At 49.8% G+C, this 16,304-nt stretch carries 16 protein-coding genes and 1 pseudogene; 2 read left to right on the forward strand and 15 right to left on the reverse strand.

Features of this window, described 5'->3' with window-relative positions; translation table 11 throughout:
• Positions 1 to 157: 157 nt before the first annotated feature.
• Positions 158 to 757, forward strand: coding sequence for a LemA family protein (locus MON40_RS08425; protein ID WP_003777933.1), 600 nt, complete (start codon positions 158 to 160; stop codon positions 755 to 757).
• 333 nt (positions 758 to 1,090) lie between these two features.
• Here MON40_RS08425 and MON40_RS08430 read toward each other — a convergent pair whose 3' ends face one another.
• The 12 genes and pseudogenes from MON40_RS08430 to MON40_RS08485 all read right to left on the reverse strand — a co-directional run bounded on the left by MON40_RS08430 (position 1,091) and on the right by MON40_RS08485 (position 12,170).
• Positions 1,091 to 1,687, reverse strand: coding sequence for an MlaC/ttg2D family ABC transporter substrate-binding protein (locus tag MON40_RS08430; protein WP_003777931.1), 597 nt, complete (start codon positions 1,685 to 1,687; stop codon positions 1,091 to 1,093).
• 110 nt (positions 1,688 to 1,797) lie between these two features.
• The gene (locus MON40_RS08435; protein WP_039862900.1) at positions 1,798 to 2,349 is read right to left on the reverse strand and encodes a hypothetical protein; all 552 of its coding nucleotides are present in this window, start codon (positions 2,347 to 2,349) and stop codon (positions 1,798 to 1,800) included.
• Positions 2,350 to 2,499: 150 nt separating this feature from the next.
• Positions 2,500 to 2,868: a hypothetical protein gene (locus MON40_RS08440; protein WP_003777928.1), complete on the reverse strand. Its 369-nt coding sequence runs from the start codon at positions 2,866 to 2,868 to the stop codon at positions 2,500 to 2,502.
• Between the two features lie 289 nt (positions 2,869 to 3,157).
• Positions 3,158 to 5,080, reverse strand: coding sequence for an ATP-binding cassette domain-containing protein (locus MON40_RS08445; protein ID WP_003777926.1), 1,923 nt, complete (start codon positions 5,078 to 5,080; stop codon positions 3,158 to 3,160).
• Positions 5,081 to 5,272: 192 nt separating this feature from the next.
• Positions 5,273 to 6,041, reverse strand: a pseudogene (locus MON40_RS08450) (amino acid ABC transporter ATP-binding protein).
• A gap of 9 nt (positions 6,042 to 6,050) precedes the next feature.
• Positions 6,051 to 6,767, reverse strand: coding sequence for an amino acid ABC transporter permease (locus MON40_RS08455; protein ID WP_003777920.1), 717 nt, complete (start codon positions 6,765 to 6,767; stop codon positions 6,051 to 6,053).
• The gene (locus MON40_RS08460; RefSeq protein ID WP_003777918.1) at positions 6,757 to 7,581 is read right to left on the reverse strand and encodes an amino acid ABC transporter substrate-binding protein; all 825 of its coding nucleotides are present in this window, start codon (positions 7,579 to 7,581) and stop codon (positions 6,757 to 6,759) included. The genes MON40_RS08455 and MON40_RS08460 overlap by 11 nt, the downstream gene beginning before the upstream one ends.
• 359 nt (positions 7,582 to 7,940) lie before the next feature.
• Entirely contained in the window at positions 7,941 to 8,501 is a 561-nt protein-coding gene (gene efp, locus MON40_RS08465; RefSeq protein WP_002219406.1) for an elongation factor P, read from the reverse strand.
• A gap of 40 nt (positions 8,502 to 8,541) precedes the next feature.
• Entirely contained in the window at positions 8,542 to 9,693 is a 1,152-nt protein-coding gene (earP, locus tag MON40_RS08470) for an elongation factor P maturation arginine rhamnosyltransferase EarP (protein ID WP_039862899.1), read from the reverse strand.
• Positions 9,694 to 9,741: 48 nt separating this feature from the next.
• The gene (locus MON40_RS08475) at positions 9,742 to 10,020 is read right to left on the reverse strand and encodes a hypothetical protein (RefSeq protein ID WP_003758590.1); all 279 of its coding nucleotides are present in this window, start codon (positions 10,018 to 10,020) and stop codon (positions 9,742 to 9,744) included.
• Positions 10,021 to 10,163: 143 nt separating this feature from the next.
• Positions 10,164 to 11,198, reverse strand: coding sequence for a PD-(D/E)XK nuclease family protein (locus tag MON40_RS08480; protein ID WP_003777906.1), 1,035 nt, complete (start codon positions 11,196 to 11,198; stop codon positions 10,164 to 10,166).
• A 72-nt stretch (positions 11,199 to 11,270) separates the two neighbouring features.
• A complete protein-coding gene (locus MON40_RS08485) occupies positions 11,271 to 12,170 on the reverse strand; it encodes an NAD(P)H-hydrate dehydratase (protein WP_003777903.1) in 900 nt (299 codons plus the stop codon).
• 128 nt (positions 12,171 to 12,298) lie between these two features.
• Here MON40_RS08485 and MON40_RS08490 point away from each other — a divergent pair, with 128 nt between their 5' ends.
• Positions 12,299 to 12,958 carry a cytochrome b/b6 domain-containing protein gene (locus tag MON40_RS08490; protein WP_003777900.1) on the forward strand — a complete coding sequence of 220 codons (660 nt, stop codon included), beginning with the start codon at positions 12,299 to 12,301 and terminating at the stop codon, positions 12,956 to 12,958.
• Positions 12,959 to 13,033: 75 nt separating this feature from the next.
• Here the strand turns inward: MON40_RS08490 and aspA are convergent, their stop codons facing one another.
• The 3 genes from aspA to MON40_RS08505 all read right to left on the reverse strand — a co-directional run bounded on the left by aspA (position 13,034) and on the right by MON40_RS08505 (position 16,258).
• Positions 13,034 to 14,431, reverse strand: coding sequence for an aspartate ammonia-lyase (gene aspA / locus MON40_RS08495; RefSeq protein ID WP_003777898.1), 1,398 nt, complete (start codon positions 14,429 to 14,431; stop codon positions 13,034 to 13,036).
• A 179-nt stretch (positions 14,432 to 14,610) separates the two neighbouring features.
• Positions 14,611 to 15,486 (reverse strand): DMT family transporter, encoded by an 876-nt coding sequence (locus MON40_RS08500; protein ID WP_003777893.1) that lies wholly within the window; start codon positions 15,484 to 15,486, stop codon positions 14,611 to 14,613.
• A gap of 160 nt (positions 15,487 to 15,646) precedes the next feature.
• A complete protein-coding gene (locus MON40_RS08505) occupies positions 15,647 to 16,258 on the reverse strand; it encodes a DUF4870 family protein (RefSeq protein WP_003777892.1) in 612 nt (203 codons plus the stop codon).
• Positions 16,259 to 16,304 lie beyond the last annotated feature (46 nt).

The following is a 16,304-nucleotide window of genomic DNA, read 5'->3' on the forward strand; positions in this document are numbered from 1 at the left end:
ACGAAGCCACAGACAGTACAGATAGTACGGAACCGATTCACTTGGTGCTTCAGCACCTTAGAGAATCGTTCTCTTTGAGCTAAGGCGAGGCAACGCCGTACTGGTTTAAAGTTAATCCACTATATCAAACAACACATTACAGCAACAAACAATAAGGATGCACGCTATGGGAATCATCAGTCTTATCTTCATCGCCGTAATACTGACCGTATTACTGCTCAACTTCAAACAAAAATTAGACCGTTGCAAAAGAGATTATCAAGAATCTTTTGTTGCACTCCGTATCGTCCTAGCATGCCGCCATCAGGCAGTCAGACATGTTTTGGATGCTTCAAAAATTTACCTTGGGCGCGAAGACGACAATGTTGACAGCAATTTATTATCCTCATGTGGCGATGCTGAAGCCGTATTGACCCAAGCATCCAAATCATTTTCACCTGAATCCCTTTCGCGCTTGTGCAACGCGGAAGCAAGCTTGAACAACTCACTCCGCGCCCTGCAAGAAGTTTTAGAAAAAAGCCTGAAACAACGCCCAGATCAAGGTCTGAAAAGCCAGCTTGAAATGCTGGACGCCGCCGAAACTGATGTTGTATCTGCGCGACGCGCCTACAATCGCTCAGCAGAACGCTACAACCGCATGTTGAGAAAAACCATGAGTGGACTTGTTGCCAAAGTATTGGGTTATCACGCGAAAGCCAGCCTGATTAAATTTGAGGACAACAGCGTTCCGCAAATGAGCAAACACTTGATGGCTTGATAAACGTGGCGCAAATAGATCAGGATGTAACGTTGTAATTTGGTCTTAATCTGAATATCACAAGCCATAGAAATAGCACAGAATCCATCCATTCTGTGCTTTACTATAGTGGATTAACTTTAAACCAGTACGGCGTTGCCTCGCCTTAGCTCAAAGAGAACGATTCTCTAAGGTGCTGAAGCACCAAGTGAATCGGTTCCGTACTATCTGTACTGTCTGCGGCTTCGTCACCTTGTCCTGATTTAAATTTAATCCACTATAATATCCCTTATCCTCAAATGAGACAGCTATCCCAATCCTTCTCTTGAGAAAACAGGAAAATTATCAATCAAATTATTGCTTTTTCAAACCTTTGGCTTTAACGACGGCAATAGTACCGTCAATACCTTTTTGTTTGATCAACTCATTGAATTGATTGCGGTATACCGTTACCAAGCTTGTGCCATCCAAACGGAAATTGTAGATTTTATAAGCAGAACCTACCCGATAAAGCTGATACGCCACTTCGTATTTCTTACCGCTCTTCGTTTGAAGTTCCGAAAACACATCAAACTTATTGCCGTTTTCAGTCATTTTAGGCAGCAATTTAACCTTCGCATCGGCAGCGCCCACTAAAGCGGAATGGGAATACATCGAAACCACCATCTCTTTGAATGCCTGAATAAAATCTGTTTTCTGCTGTACTGAGAAATTGCGCCAAGGCGCGCCGACAGCCAAAGCGGAAATGCGTTCATAATCCAAATAACGGTCGGCATACTGCTGTATTTGTTTGACACGCTGCGGCTCGCTCAAGGAAGTATTGCGTGCGATTTTCAAAACAGTATCGATATTTTGCTGCATCTGCTCTTGTGCAGGATGTGCAGCGGCAACATACGGGGCGGCAAGCACCATAGGTGCAGCCAGTACAAAAGCGGACAAATAGGATGCCATATACGTACCTATTTCTAAAAGTTTTAAAGGTTAATTGTAAAACTTTATATTTTAGAAATATTTAACGTAATGTAAAACCAAGAAAGGCAGGTAAAGAAGGCGGGAACAGCCTACATCCGACTCAATTCCCTTTGCAGGGCTTGGATGTTTTGCTGGCGGTCGAGTACCGCGCTTTGCAGGCTGTTGATTTCCTGTTGGTTGACATGACCACCTTTGGCTACACGGGCTTGCGCCAGAGATTTTTGCGCTTCGCCCAGCGCTTTACGCTCGTTGCTCAACTCTGTTTCCAAAATCGAACGGCGGCTAGCACTGCCGGAAGATTTGGGCGCAGGCGTTGCTGCGACTTCAGGAGCTGGACGGATGGGTGCAGGTGCGGGATTTGCCTTAGCGGTATTTTTAGGGGCAGGTTTTGCGTTGCCGGCTCGTTTTGACGGAGCTTCGGCAGCAGGCTCGGGCATTTCTAAAGCGGGAGCATCGTAGCGCGTGCTGCTGTATTTGCCGATGGTCGGTAAATCTGCCGAATGGCAGTTTCCGGATGGGCGGGAAGTATAGACGACTTCGCCGTTGACTGTGCAGGTATAGATTTTAGAGGAAGCTTGTGCGCCTGATGCGGCGGCAAACATCAGCAATGAAGCTGCCAATGCGTGGAATGATTGTTTCATGGTAAGGTCGTAATGTGAAATAAGTAATTGTTCGATAGATATTGCATTCAACTGTAATAGTATAACAATGCCAGCATATTCTCTCAAATAGGACGGCTGACTTTTTTAATTTCAAACCAAACCGTCTTATTCGTTTTAGCGAAAATTGCCTCACTCGTTTTCAGACGACGTTTTTGCGGCTTTATCCGATTTTTTGGCGCGTGATTTGGGGTTTTTGCTCTTTGTCTCTTGCTCTTGCGCCTTTTCCCGCGATTTTTCTTTTGAACGCGCCTTCTTGGGCTTGGCCGCCTTTTCTTCGGTATCGCTACTTAATTTGTTGATTTTCAGACGGTATGCACCGCCTTGGTGGCTGCTGATTTTGGGCAGATCCGCGCCTGTGCAGTTTCCAGATGGTTCGGATGTGTAGGTTTTGCTGTTACTGGAATGGCAGCTGAAGACGGCTGCTGCGGTGTGGAGGGATAAGCCCAAAATGAGGGAGGATGCGACGATAAGTGCCCCTTGCTTGATTCGTGAACGCATGTGTTTTCCGTAGTTTGAGTTTTCAGACGACCTATTTTTGTTTTTATAGTGGATTAACTTTAAACCGGTACGGCGTTGCCTCGCCTTAGCTCAAAGAGAACGATTCTCTAAGGTGCTGAAGCACCAAGTGAATCGGTTCCGTACTATCTGTACTGTCTGCGGCTTCGTCGCCTTGTCCTGATTTAAAGTTAATCCACTATATACAGTCCGACGGTCTGAAATGACCATGCCGAACTGTATTTTTTGGCGGCTTTTGAAGACAAGTACGGAAACCCTCGCTGCGAAGTATTTATAGTTGTGTAAATTCTGCGTCGATTTCCGTCAGGATTTGCTCTAGCTCTTCCTGCCACAAAAGCCAGTTTTCTTCTATTTGTGTTAATTTTACTTTAATTTCTGTTAATTGTGTGAGGGTTTGTTGTAATTTTGTTTTATTTTCGTCCGAATAGGCTTCTTCTTGTGCCAAAAATGTTTCACATGCCGTTTGAATTTCGGAAAGCTGCGCCATTTCTTTTTCGGCTTTGTCGATTTTCTGCTGTATCGGCTTGCCGCGTCGGGCTTTTTCTTGACGGATTTGTGCTTCGATACGCTTGGTGTCTTTGCGGTTTTGGCTTTGCGCGGAAGCGGCAGGCGCGGTTGTGGCGTTTTCCTGCGCCAACCGCCATTGACGATAATCGTTTAAATCGCCGTCAAAGTTTTTCAGACGACCTTTGTCAATCAGGAGGAAGCTGTCGGTAGTGGCTTCAAGCAGGCTGCGGTCGTGCGATACGACGATTAAGGCGCCTTGGAAACTTTGCAGCGCGAGCGTCAGAGCGTGGCGCATATCCAAGTCCAAATGGTTGGTCGGCTCGTCAAGCAGCAGCAAATTCGGTTTTTGCCAGATAATCATGGCAAGAGCGAGGCGGGCTTTTTCTCCGCCGGAAAAGGGTTCGGTTTTCTGCAACGCCATATCGCCGACAAAGTTGAAGCCGCCGAGGAAATTTCGGATTTCTTGTTCGCGCACTTCGGGAGAAAGCTGCTGAATATGCCAAACAGGGCTTTGGTCGGCGCGGATGGTGTCGAGCTGGTGTTGGGCGAAATAGCCGATATTGAGTTTTTCGGAACGGACGATGCTGCCGGAGAGCAAATCGATTTTGCCTGCCAAAGCTTTGATAAACGTAGATTTACCGCTGCCGTTGACACCCAATAGCCCGTAACGTGCGCCGCTCTCCAGCGACAGGGTAATGTCGTGCAAAACGGTTTTTCCTTCGTAACCCAAATCAGCGTGCTCCAGCTTCAGTAAGGGATTGGGCAGATGGTCGGGATTGTAAAACTCAAAGGAAAACTCGCTGTCCAGATGCGCGGGAGCGATGCGTTCGAGCTTCGCCAATGCCTTCATACGGCTTTGCGCTTGAACGGCTTTGGTGGCTTTGGCTTTGAAGCGGTCGATAAAGGATTGCAGATGTTTGATTTGCGCCTGCTGTTTGATATAGGCGGCTTGTTGCTGCGCCAAACGTTGCGCGCGTTCGTTTTGGTAAAAATCGTAATTGCCGCCGTATTGCGTGAGCTTTTGCTGGAACAATTCGATGGTTTGGGTGGTTGCCGCATTGAGGAAATCACGGTCATGGGAAATGATGATTTGCGTGCAGGGTAAAGAGGCAAGGTGGTTTTCCAGCCACAAAACGGTTTCCAAATCCAAGTGGTTGGTCGGTTCGTCAAGCAAGAGCAAATCGGCACGGCAAATCAGGGCTTGCGCAAGATTCAGACGCATACGCCAGCCGCCGGAAAAGGATTTAACGGGACGGCTGTGTTCTTCCTGCGAAAAACCCAGTCCGTTCAACAATTTCGCCGCACGGGCCGGCGCGGTATAAGCGTCGATTTCTTCCAATTTGGCATGGTATTCCGCCTGCTTCATGCCGTCATTTTGCGCTTCCGCCTGCGCCAAGGTCGTCTGAAAAACCTGCAACTCGGCATCGCCCTGCAAAACGTAGTCCAACGCGGAGATGTCCAAGTCGGGCGTTTCTTGGGAAACGGAAGCCATCCGCCAATTTTTCGGAATCGAAATATCGCCGCCGTCCTGAGTGATTTCACCCTTGATTAAGGCAAACAAGCTGGATTTGCCCGTCCCGTTTTTACCGATCAAACCGACGCGCTGACCGGGATTGACGGTGGCATTGGCTTTGTCGAGCAGGACTTTCAAACCGCGTTGAAGGGTGAGGTTCTTGATTTCAATCATGATGGTAAGGGACGGGCGGAAAAATGGGAAAGGCGGTATTTTATAGCGAAAACAGCGTGATGTCGCCGTTCGTTGGTGCCGTAGCGTTTCAACGTGAATCCATAATGGAAAAAGGTCGTCTGAAAACGGCGGACGGTATGAGCGAAACCCGCTCTGTCCGTTTTCAGACGACCTTTGATGTAACGAAACGGCTTAATGTCGATAATCTGCCGAATCCTTACGGATTTGTTGCAGAAATTTCCGCGTCCGTTCGTGTTTAGGGTGTTCGAACAATTCTTTCGGACTGCCCTGCTCTACAATGACGCCGCCGTCCATGACGACAACGGTAGTAGCAACTTCCAGCGCAAACTTGATTTCGTGGGTCACGACGACCATCGTCCAGCCTTCCTGCGCCAATTCCTTCATGGCGTTCAATACGTCTTGCACCAATTCGGGATCCAGCGCGGAAGTGGGTTCGTCAAACAACATCAGCTCGGGCTGAATCGCCAATGCGCGGGCGATACCGACGCGCTGTTGCTGACCGCCGGAAAGCTGGTAGGGATAAAGGTTAACCTTGTCGCCCAAGCCGACTTTTTCCAGCAATTTCAAAGCTTCTTCGCGCGCTTGGGCGGCAGGCTTACCCTGTACGGCAACCGGACCTTCCATCACGTTTTCCAACGCGGTTTTGTGCGGAAAAAGGTTGTATTGTTGGAACACCATGCCGGATTTGCGGCGCAGCGCCAAGATGTCGTGCTTTGTCGTTTTTTTTGGAAAAATCGATTTTCAGCGGTCGCTCGTTGTCGAACTCGATTTGTCCGTCTTCGGGCATTTCCAGCGCGTTTAAGCAGCGCAGAAACGTCGTTTTACCCGAGCCGGAAGGTCCGAGGATGACGACCACCTGCCCTTTGCCCACATCCAAATCGATGCCGCGCAAAATGGTGTTTTCGCCGAAGGTTTTGCGGATATTGCGGATTTTAATCATGGCTTTCCCTTATTTGGCGACATAGCGGTCAAAGCGTTTTTCCAAGCGCGCCTGAATCAGGAACAGAACCTTGCAGAAACACCAGTAAACCAAAGCGGCTTCGATAAAGACGGGCACAAAATCGTAGGTACGGTTTGCCGTTTCCTGAGCGACGCGGAACAATTCCGTTACCGTCACCACCGCCGCGAGCGAGGTATTTTTGAACAAGCCGATAAACTCATTGCTCAAAGGTGGCACAGCGACGCGAAATGCCTGCGGCGCGACGATGCGGCGGAAAGTCTGCATATAGGTCATGCCGATGGAGAAACCCGCCTCCCACTGCCCTTTCGGCACGGACATAATCGCCGCGCGTATGGTTTCGGAAGCATATGCGCCGATATTGAGCGAGAAGCCGATGATGGCGGCAGGAATCGGATCAATGAAAATACCGACGGACGGCAGCCCGTAAAACACAATCACAAGTTGCACCAACAGCGGCGTCCCCCTGATGATGGAAATATAAGTTTCCACCAGTTTCAGCAGGATTTTCCGTACGATGCCGCCCGCAGGCATAATCCGCACCAAAGCCACGGCGATGGCAATCACCATCCCGATCAGGAACGATGCCACCGCCAGCGGCAGCGACACCATAAACCCGGCTTTGACTATAGGCAAAAACGCGCTGACAATCATGTCGGCGCGTGTTTCCGTCATAAACGGCAGTGAAGCAAGAAAATTATTTAACACTGATGTCTTTTCCGAAGAATTGTTCGCCCAGTTTTTTCAGCGTGCCGTCGGCTTTCAGCTCGTTGATTGCCGTGCTGAATTTCGCTACGACTTCGTCATTGCCTTTATTGACAATCAAGCCGGAACCGACTTTTTCATCGGCAGGCGCAGACCAAACGATTTTCACGCCGGCATTCGGGTTTTTCTTCAGATAGTCTAAAACTGCCAATTCATCGTTCAAAGTCACATCGGCGCGTTTTTGTTCAATCAGGGTCAGCGATTGTGCCAAACCGTCCACCGGTACGAGTTCCGCACCCGCAGCTTTGGCTTTTTCGCCGTAGTTGCTGGTCAGGGATTGCGCGGTTTTGACGCCTTTGATGTCGTCGATGGATTTGATGTTGCTGTCTTTGCGCGCAACCAAAACCGCACCGCTCCAGCTGTAAGGTTCGGATTTGTCGAATGTTGCTTGGCGTTCGGGGCTGGTCAGACCGACTTGGTTTGCCACCACGTCGAAACGTCCCGCCTTCAAACCCGCCATCATCGAATCCCATTGCGTTTCTTTAAATTCGACTTTCACGCCCAGTTTGTCGGCAACAGCGCGGGTAACTTCCACATCGTAGCCGGTCAGCTTGCCGTCTTTGTCGTGGTAGGTAAACGGCGCGTAAGTGCCTTCGGTACCAACGGTAATCGTACCTTTATTGTTGATACGCTCGATTAAAGAACCGGAAGCGTTGGCAGATTGGGCGGGAGCAGAAGAAGACGCGCTACCGCCCTCTCCGCCGCAGGCCGCCAAAACCAATGCGGTCATGCCGCCGAGTACGAATTTTTTCAACATAATCCTCTCCTGAAGAAAAAGTGTGCAAGAGCCGCATTCTAAGTGAAATTGCGGCAAACACAAAGAATACTTTTTTATATTGCTTATTCCGAAACGGATAAAGGAAGCCGTACCCCCCCATCCATCAAGCAAAGGTCGTCTGAAAAAGTCTTAATACCCCCTTTTCCGCTTTCAGACGACCCTCTGCATCATTCGTATCACACGGCGGCTTGGTATTCGCAACGATGATGCTGCGTTCAGATTCAAAGGGAACATTGTCCCATCTTATTTAAGATTCGCGCCTTGACTTAACACGCAGAGATGGCAAAAGGTCGTCTGAAAATTTTCAGACGACCTTTTATCTTGACCGCAGCTGATGCTTAAGCGCGTTTGCGGAATTCGCCGGTACGGGTATCGATTTCGACTTTGTCGCCGTTTTCGATGTAAGACATCACTTGGATTTCAGTGCCGCCGACTAGACGCGCGGTTTTCATCACTTTGCCGGAAGTATCGCCTTTAACGGCAGGCTCGGTGTATTCAACTTCGCGTACGATAATGGTAGGCAGTTCGACAGAAATGGGGTTGCCTTCGTAGAAGGTCACTTCGCATTGGTCTTCCATACCGTCAACGATGAATTTCAACGCGTCGCCGATGTTGTCGGCTTCGATTTCGTATTGGTTGAATTCTTCGTCCATGAAGACGTACATAGGGTCGGCAAAGTAGCTGTAAGTACAGTTTTTGCGGGACAGGATGACGACGTCGAATTTGTCGTCGGCTTTGTAAATGGTTTCGGAAGCGGCACCGGTCAGCAGGTTTTTCAGTTTCATGCTGACTTTGGCGGAAGAGCGGCCGCCTTTGATGTATTCGGTTTTTTGAACGACCATAGGATCGTTGCCGACCATGAATACGTTGCCGGCGCGCAGTTCTTGTGCTGTTTTCATGTATTGTCCAATCAAATCGGTTGTAAATAAACGCGCTATTTTAGCGTATTTTTTTAAGCTTTGAAATAAAGGCGGCGAGTTTTTCGGGGGCGGAAGGCTGCTCGAAAAGATAACGGCTCCAGTCCTCCGCACCTTGCCGCCAGTCGTTTTGGTGTTGTTGCAGGATTTGCCAACATTCCAGGCGCTGCGTTGCGGATAATGCCTCTCCGCCGTTGAGGTCGTCTGAAAGGCGGCGGTGTGCCGAGGCGGTTTCGGGCGTGTAGAAGCCGTGTGCCTTATCCCAAAAGGCGTGGAGTTTGTCGAGATGGACATTCTCGTCTTGCGGGTAGATGTGCCAAAAGAAGGGTTTGCCGGCAAGCTGGGCGCGGACGAAACTGTCTTCGCCGCGTATCACGGCGCAGTCGGCGAGGTGCAGCAGTTTGTCGAAATCCTGTTGCGGCACGAAAGGGATTTTGACGAGGCGGACTGAGGTCGTCTGAAAAACATCGCCGTCGTTCTGCAGGGCATCTTGCGGAATAACGCCGCTTTGCTTGAGGCTGTCAATAATTTGCGTACCCGCCAGCAACAGGGTCAACTCGCTGCCTGCCTGTTGCCACATGTCCAGCCATTTTGCCCAAATATCGCTCCGGTAGCCGAAAAGCAGCCATTCGGGCGCGTTTTTTTCGGGCAACATCAGCCGCTCTCGCAAGGCTTCGGTATCGAAACGGACGGCATCGCGGTAATCGCGTTCGCGTATCAACCCGCCGCTTTTTTCGCTGAAACCCATAAACCAAAAATATTTTTGAACACCCTCCTGCGGCGAAGGCATCAGATGCAGCCTTTCATTGCTTTCCTCCGCGCTCAAATACTCCCAATTCAGCCAAAGCGGCTTGTGTTGGCGGATGATGTGCAACACATTTTCAGGCAGATCACAGGCGAAAGTTTCGATGACAATATCGGGAACAGGCGCATTATTAATATCCGCCACTTCAGCATGCCAAGTGCGGACATGAATATCCTGATGAACGCAGGGAACGTCGGGCAAATCGGGACAAAGCGCACGCAAGGCGGACACATCGTCCGTCCACAAATGCACCTGCCAACCAAGTTCACGGTGCAAAACACGGGCAAGCCGCAAGGAAACGCCGATGTCGCCGAAATTGTCGATAACGTTGCAAAAAATCCAACAAACAGGGAAAGCGTGTGTATTCATAAAAGACTCGAGGTCGTCTGAAATCGGTTTCAGACGACCTTTTCAAAACTAAAACGCGCCGAAATAGTGGAACAAATACACAATCAGCAAAACGATTGGAATAAACAGCAGCATGGTTTGACGTTTCAAATCAAACTCTTGCTTAAGATGATGCTTGATGGTGTCGAAAAGGACGAATTTGAACAGAAATGTCGCTTCGCAGGCAAGGATGATGCCGTTGATTAAGTGTTGCGCCGCGTCTTCAGGCGGATTGACGGCGAAAACGGCAAGCGTCGCCAAGGGTATCAGGCAGACGGCAAGCCAGCGGATGATAAGCGGTTTGGACATGGTGTGTGATGGACAAAATAAGGATGATGGTAAAAGAGCAAGTCGGCAGTTTAATCGGGACGAAGGAGGATTTCAAACGGATGGGGAGGTCGTCTGAAATCCTGTATGTATTGTTTTTTAAAACGTAAACTAGGTATTTATGCCTATTCTGGAGACTGCGTATCGGCTTTAAATTTTTTCTGAAACTCTGTGAAAAATTTTTGATATTTCAAGATATTTTTAATAACACCCTCCCTATCCAACTTATCGTTACCAAACCACTCCTCTCTTTCAACCACGGCAAACGTCATAGTTTTCCCCTTCCCAAACTTTTTCGGTTTTTTAATCTCGAAGAAACCTTCTTTGCGAGCTTCCGATATAAACAACTTAAAAAGTTTATATCGTATTTGTCTTCTATCGTTTTCAACACTCTCGTCAGATATATTGACCTTAAAGCAAAGCCTTGCCTTACTTTGCTCCAACTGCATATAAATAAAATTTTTGTCTGTCAGCGGCAATTTAGAAAAGGCATACCACCAAAAACCGCCACTGGGATTATTTGCATAATCCCACCACATATCTGCCGCTGGTAATTCATTTTCTAAAAATTGAAAAAATCCCTGCCAATCAATACCCTGCCATTCCGTAATGGCTATCTCTCCAAATTGATTATTTTTTTCCTCCAGCCTTTTAATCCGCTCGAGAAAATCTATAAAAATATTATTCTTTATAAGATCCGTATATTTTTCGAGAATACGAATAAGGTTTTTCCTGTCAAAAACCTTGAACCCTTTATTTTCCACTCTTGTCAGGCTTGCTTTGTTTTCATTACCGGTTTTTATATAAATGCAGACAACGCTTTTACCTTCCGCCATTCTCTCCGCAGCTTCCCTATACCGGCTTAACTGATTGGAATGCTCCTTAGTATTGGTTTTGTCTTCAATTACAATAAAATATTTATCATTCACCTCAGCCCATATATCAATATTTTCCCTTTGCCTCCCTGCTTTCACAGAAGTAATTTTTTCATCAAAATTCGGATAGTGTGATTTGATTAATTCTGTAACAAATTCCCGCGCACATTCATTTAAAACCTCATCTTCTCGTTTGCATCCCTCATCGGCAAACAGCAATAGCCAAGTAATAAAAGCATCCTGACTTAGTTCTTTAGTGGCTATATCAAAAATATTCGGTTTCATTTTTTCCCTTTTTTTATCTAATAACAACACATAGGTCGTCTGAAAGCCGTTTTCAGACGACCTCCTTCCTGCTCAATTTTTTGTTTTATCCGTCATCAGCCGATTCCTCAACCATCGGGCGGCAGGGGCGATTTCGCCTGCGAGCATACCGGTTTCTACGCCCGATGAATGTTTGATGACATCCGCCGCTGCGCCGTGCAGCCATACGCCGGCGCAAGCGGCTTGGAACGGCGGGATGCCTTGAGCGAGCAGGCTGCCGATGATGCCGCTTAAAACGTCGCCGCTGCCTGCGGTGGCAAGTCCGGCGTTGCCGCTTGGGTTGGTATAGACCGTGCCATCGGGAGCGGCGACCAGTGTGCGGTGTCCTTTTAGGACGGTTACGGCTTGGAATGTTGCGCTGATGGTGTGGACGGCGGACATTCTGTCTTGCTGGATGGCTTGGGTGGATGTACCGAGCAGGCGGGCGGCTTCGGCGGGATGCGGGGTCAGAATCAGATTGCCGCGTTTTTGTGCAGCTTCGCGGGTTTCGGGATTCGACCTTGCCAGCAAAGTCAGTGCGTCGGCATCGAGCAGCAGCGGTGCGTCCTGATTTTGCGTCAACACGATATTTAAGATTGAGTCGGCAGTTTCGTCCAAACCCATGCCGCAGCCGACCGCCCATGCGCTGATGTCCTTGCGTTTCAGCAGGTCTTCGGCAGTCGCCAGCATGATTTCGGGGCGTTCGGGGATGACGGCGAAGGGCAAGGCGGTTTGATTGAAGCCCGCCCACACTTTTCCGCTGCCTTGATAAATCGCGGCGGTGGAAGCGAGAACAACGGCTCCGCTCATGCCCGATGCGCCGCCGACGACGGCGAGCGTGCCGTATGTCCCTTTGTGCGATTCCGCTTGGCGTGGGGCGAATACGTCGGGAAATTGCGAGGTCGTCTGAAAAAAATCGGGCGTATCGGGGAGCTTATAGGACGGGTTCATCATCAATCTGCCTGAGTTTGGGATAAAATAGCGGATGCGTGGCGAAAAGAGGATGTCTTTTATCGACTGTTGTTTTCACGATTCTACCGCCCCGTATAGGAACACTACAACCACACAACAAGGAATATTTAATGAAACAAAAAGTCAAAGTCTGGGATTTGCCAACGCGCCTGTTTCACTGGCTCTTGGTCTTATTGGTCGGATTTATGTGGTACAGCGCGCAGGCAGGCGGCGGGATGCTGGTTTGGCACTTGCGCTGCGGGCTGCTGGTGGCGGGGCTGATTGTCTTCCGCCTGTGTTGGGGCTTGTGGGGCAGCGATACGGCGCGGTTTTCGCAATTCGTGCGCGGTCCGTCGTCCATCCGCCGCTACCTGCAAGGCAGCCTGACGGAAAACGAACAGCCCGGACACAACCCTTTGGGCGCGCTGATGGTCATCGCGCTGATTGTGGCGGTCTTGCTGCAAGTCACGACTGGCTTGTTTGCCGCCGATGAAAACACGTTTACCGACAGCGGCTATCTGAATCATTTGGTCAGCTCGAACACGGGCAGCCTGATGCGCAAAATCCACGTCAATTTCTTCAACCTGCTGGCGGCATTGGCAGGCTTACACATCGTTACGGTCTTAGCGTATAAGTTTTTGAAGAAAAAAGATTTGATCCGCCCGATGATCAGCGGCTACAAGTATATCGAGGGGCAAACCGTTGCCTTGAAATTTGCTTCCGCCGCCAAACTGATTGCCGCCTTAGTTGTCACGGCTGCGGCGGTGGCTGCGATTTTGATGTTGAAATAAGAATTTGAACAAATAGAAAAAGGTCGTCTGAAACGGCAATTCCGTTTTCAGACGACCTTTTCTTTATGCCCTATCTTACAAATGCGGGTTCATCAGGTTTTCGGGTGACAGGATGCGGTCGAGTTCCGCTTCGCTCAAGAGGCCGCGTTCGAGTACGACTTCGCGCACGCCTTTGCCGGTTTGGGCGCAGATTTTGCCAACCAAATCGCCGTTGCCGTGTCCGATATACGGGTTCAGGTAAGTAACCAGGCCGATGGAGTTGAACACATAGCGTTCGCAGATTTCGCGGTTGACGGTAATGCCTTTGACGCATTTTTCGGCAAGGTTTACGGCTGCGTTACCCAAGAGGGAGATGGTTTCAAACATACATTGCGCGATGACCGGCTCCATCACGTTTAATTGCAACTGCCCCGCTTCGGCGGCGAAGGTGATGGTGGTGTCGTTACCGATGACTTTGAAGCAGACTTGGTTGACCACTTCGGGAATCACGGGGTTGACTTTGGCTGGCATAATCGACGAGCCTGCCTGCATTTCCGGCAGGTTAATCTCTTTCAAACCGGCGCGCGGGCCGGACGACAAGAGGCGCAAGTCGTTACAGATTTTAGATAATTTTACCGCCGTGCGCTTCAATGCGCCGTGTACCATCACATACGCGCCGCAGTCGGAAGTCGCTTCAATCAGGTTTTCGGTCAGTTTGCAATCCAAGCCGCTGACTTCGGACAATTTTTTCACCGCCAAAGCCGCGTAGCCTTTCGGCGTGTTCACACCCGTGCCGATGGCGGTTGCGCCCAAGTTGACTTCCAACAGCAGGGCGCGCGTGCGGTCCAGATTCAAAATCTCTTCTTCCAGCAACACTTGGAAAGACTGAAACTCCTGCCCCGCCGTCATCGGCACGGCATCTTGAAGCTGGGTACGCCCCATTTTCAAAACATCTTTAAACTCATCGGCTTTGGCGGCAAACGCGTCTTTCAGCAACGCCAGTTTTTCCAGCAGTTCGCCGACGCTGTAATACACCGCCAGCCTGAAGCCGGTCGGATACGCGTCATTGGTGGACTGGCTGGCGTTCACATGGTCCATCGGGTTAACGATGTCGTAGCGGCCTTTTTCGTAGCCCAATATTTCCAAAGCAAGGTTGGCGATGACTTCGTTGGTGTTCATGTTGACCGAAGTCCCTGCGCCGCCCTGATACACGTCGGACGGGAATTGGTCGAGGCAGCGGCCTTTAAGCAACACTTCATCGCAAGCCTTTTCGATGGCGGCGGCGATTTCGGGCTTCACCGCGCCCAGCTCACCGTTTGCCTGCGCAGTCGCTTTTTTCACCATTACCATGCTGCGGACAAACTGCGGCACGTCGGAAATTTTTTGATTGGAAATTTTAAAGTTTTCCACCGCGCGCAAAGTATGGATGCCCCAATACGCCTCGGCGGGGATTTCGCGGTCGCCCAGCAAATCGTGTTCGATACGGACAGTCATTTCTCTTACCTTCTCATTCGTTGGTTTATCAAGTAATGTGCATATGCAGGCGGAACATTAGACCGTTTTGCATGGGTTGTCTAGCTGCAAATGCGCCGTTGTTATCAAAGCAGGAAAAACACTCCCACCCGAAAGGTAAAAGGTCGTCTGAAACCTTTTTCAGACGACCTTTTACATGCTTACATACCGACCAGTCCCCGTATCTGCGGCCAGTAAAACAAACAGGCGATGGCGCAGACGGCGACGCTGATGCCTGCAGCATTGATGCTGCTGATTTTCTCTTTAAACGCCATTGCGCCGACCAGCGTACCCAAGACGATGACGCCGATGTTCATGCCTGCGAAGACCAGCGTCGGGTTGTCTTTCATCATTTGGTGGGCGGTGATGTAGGTAACGATGTTGGCAAAGTTCAAACCGCCCAAAACGATGCCACCGATAATGCCTTCTTTCGTCCATTTGGTCGATTGGGAGAAAAGGTAGCCGAACATCAAAATACCGGCGAGGCTGAAGGCGACCAAAAGGTTGCCGGAAAACGCCGTACCACTTTTGGCAAGCTGTTTGAAGAGGATGTCGATGATGCCGTAGCCCGCCCAAACGCCCGCAAGCAGTGTGATTTGCGTACCCAATCCGCCTGATTTCTTGCCGCCGTCGGCTTTCCACAACAGGCAGAACAAAGCCACAAACGCCAAAGCTATGCCTATCAGCCGCCCTTCGGTCAACGCTTCGCCAAAAATGACGAACGCGGAAATAATCGGCAGTATCAAAGACAAACGTTGCGCCGCATCGGACTTGACGATACCCGCCGCATCGACCGCCTTGCCCATAATCACAAACACCGAAGGCAGCAGCACGCCCAACGCGCCAAACAGCCACCAAGTCGGCAAAAAGGCTTTCGGGTTGCTCAAATCGGGTTTCAACACCCAAGCCGTCAACGCCACTGCGACGATGTAGTTCACCGCCACCGCCTGCGCGACGTCGATTTTGTTCTTACGCGCCAATTTGAGCAAAACCGACACAGACACGCTGCACAGTATGCTTGCCAATAAATAAATCATGTTTTTCCTTTGATTGAATGTGTCGGATGCGTGGACAAATTTTCAGACGACTTTCTTGGTGTCCTGTTTTGATATTTAGTTTCCCGCAAACGACCCATACAAAAATTTCAGACGACCCCGGGATGCGAAGGTCGTCTGAAAACAAGGCGGGCGGTTGCGCTTAGAACCAAGTATCCAAAGACATACGCTTGTTGTCCGTCAGTCTGACGAAACCTACCGCCAGACGGTAAGCAAACCAAACCGATACCAAAAACAGCAGCACAGAGTCGATGCCGATAAACGCGGTAATTTTACTCAAAACAAACCCCGCCAGACCGCCCCAGAAGGTTTTAATCAGATAGTCTGCGTGGTTATTATAAACCGAGTCGTCCATTTCGCCACGTTTTACATACGCCAAAACGATGCCGGCAACAGGCATCACCAAGGTCGCAAATGCCAAGGCAAACAAGGCATACATCGCCATCACATAAGTCCGGTCGCCGTCTTGGCGCGGCGCTTCCGCCGTATGCTCGCTACCGGTCTGCTGGCTGGCGGTCTGCCCGCCTTTACCGCTGAATTCACGGAGCGACTCGTCGTACCATGCCCGACGTTCGGGATCGACCAGCGTATCGTAAGCCTGACGGATTTCCTTAAAACGCTCTTCCGCTTCGGGATTGCCGGGATTACGATCGGGATGGTATTTCATTGCCGAATCGCGATAGGCTTTTCTGATTTCTGCAATGTCCGCATCCGCCGAAATGCCGAGAATTTCATAAAAATTACGGTTTTCCATATTAGGGTGTGCCTCTTTGGTTTGTGTTTGCCAAAGCCCGATACCG

It is taken from the genome of Neisseria macacae ATCC 33926 (assembly GCF_022749495.1).
In the GTDB taxonomy this organism is placed as follows: Bacteria; Pseudomonadota; Gammaproteobacteria; order Burkholderiales; family Neisseriaceae; genus Neisseria; species Neisseria macacae.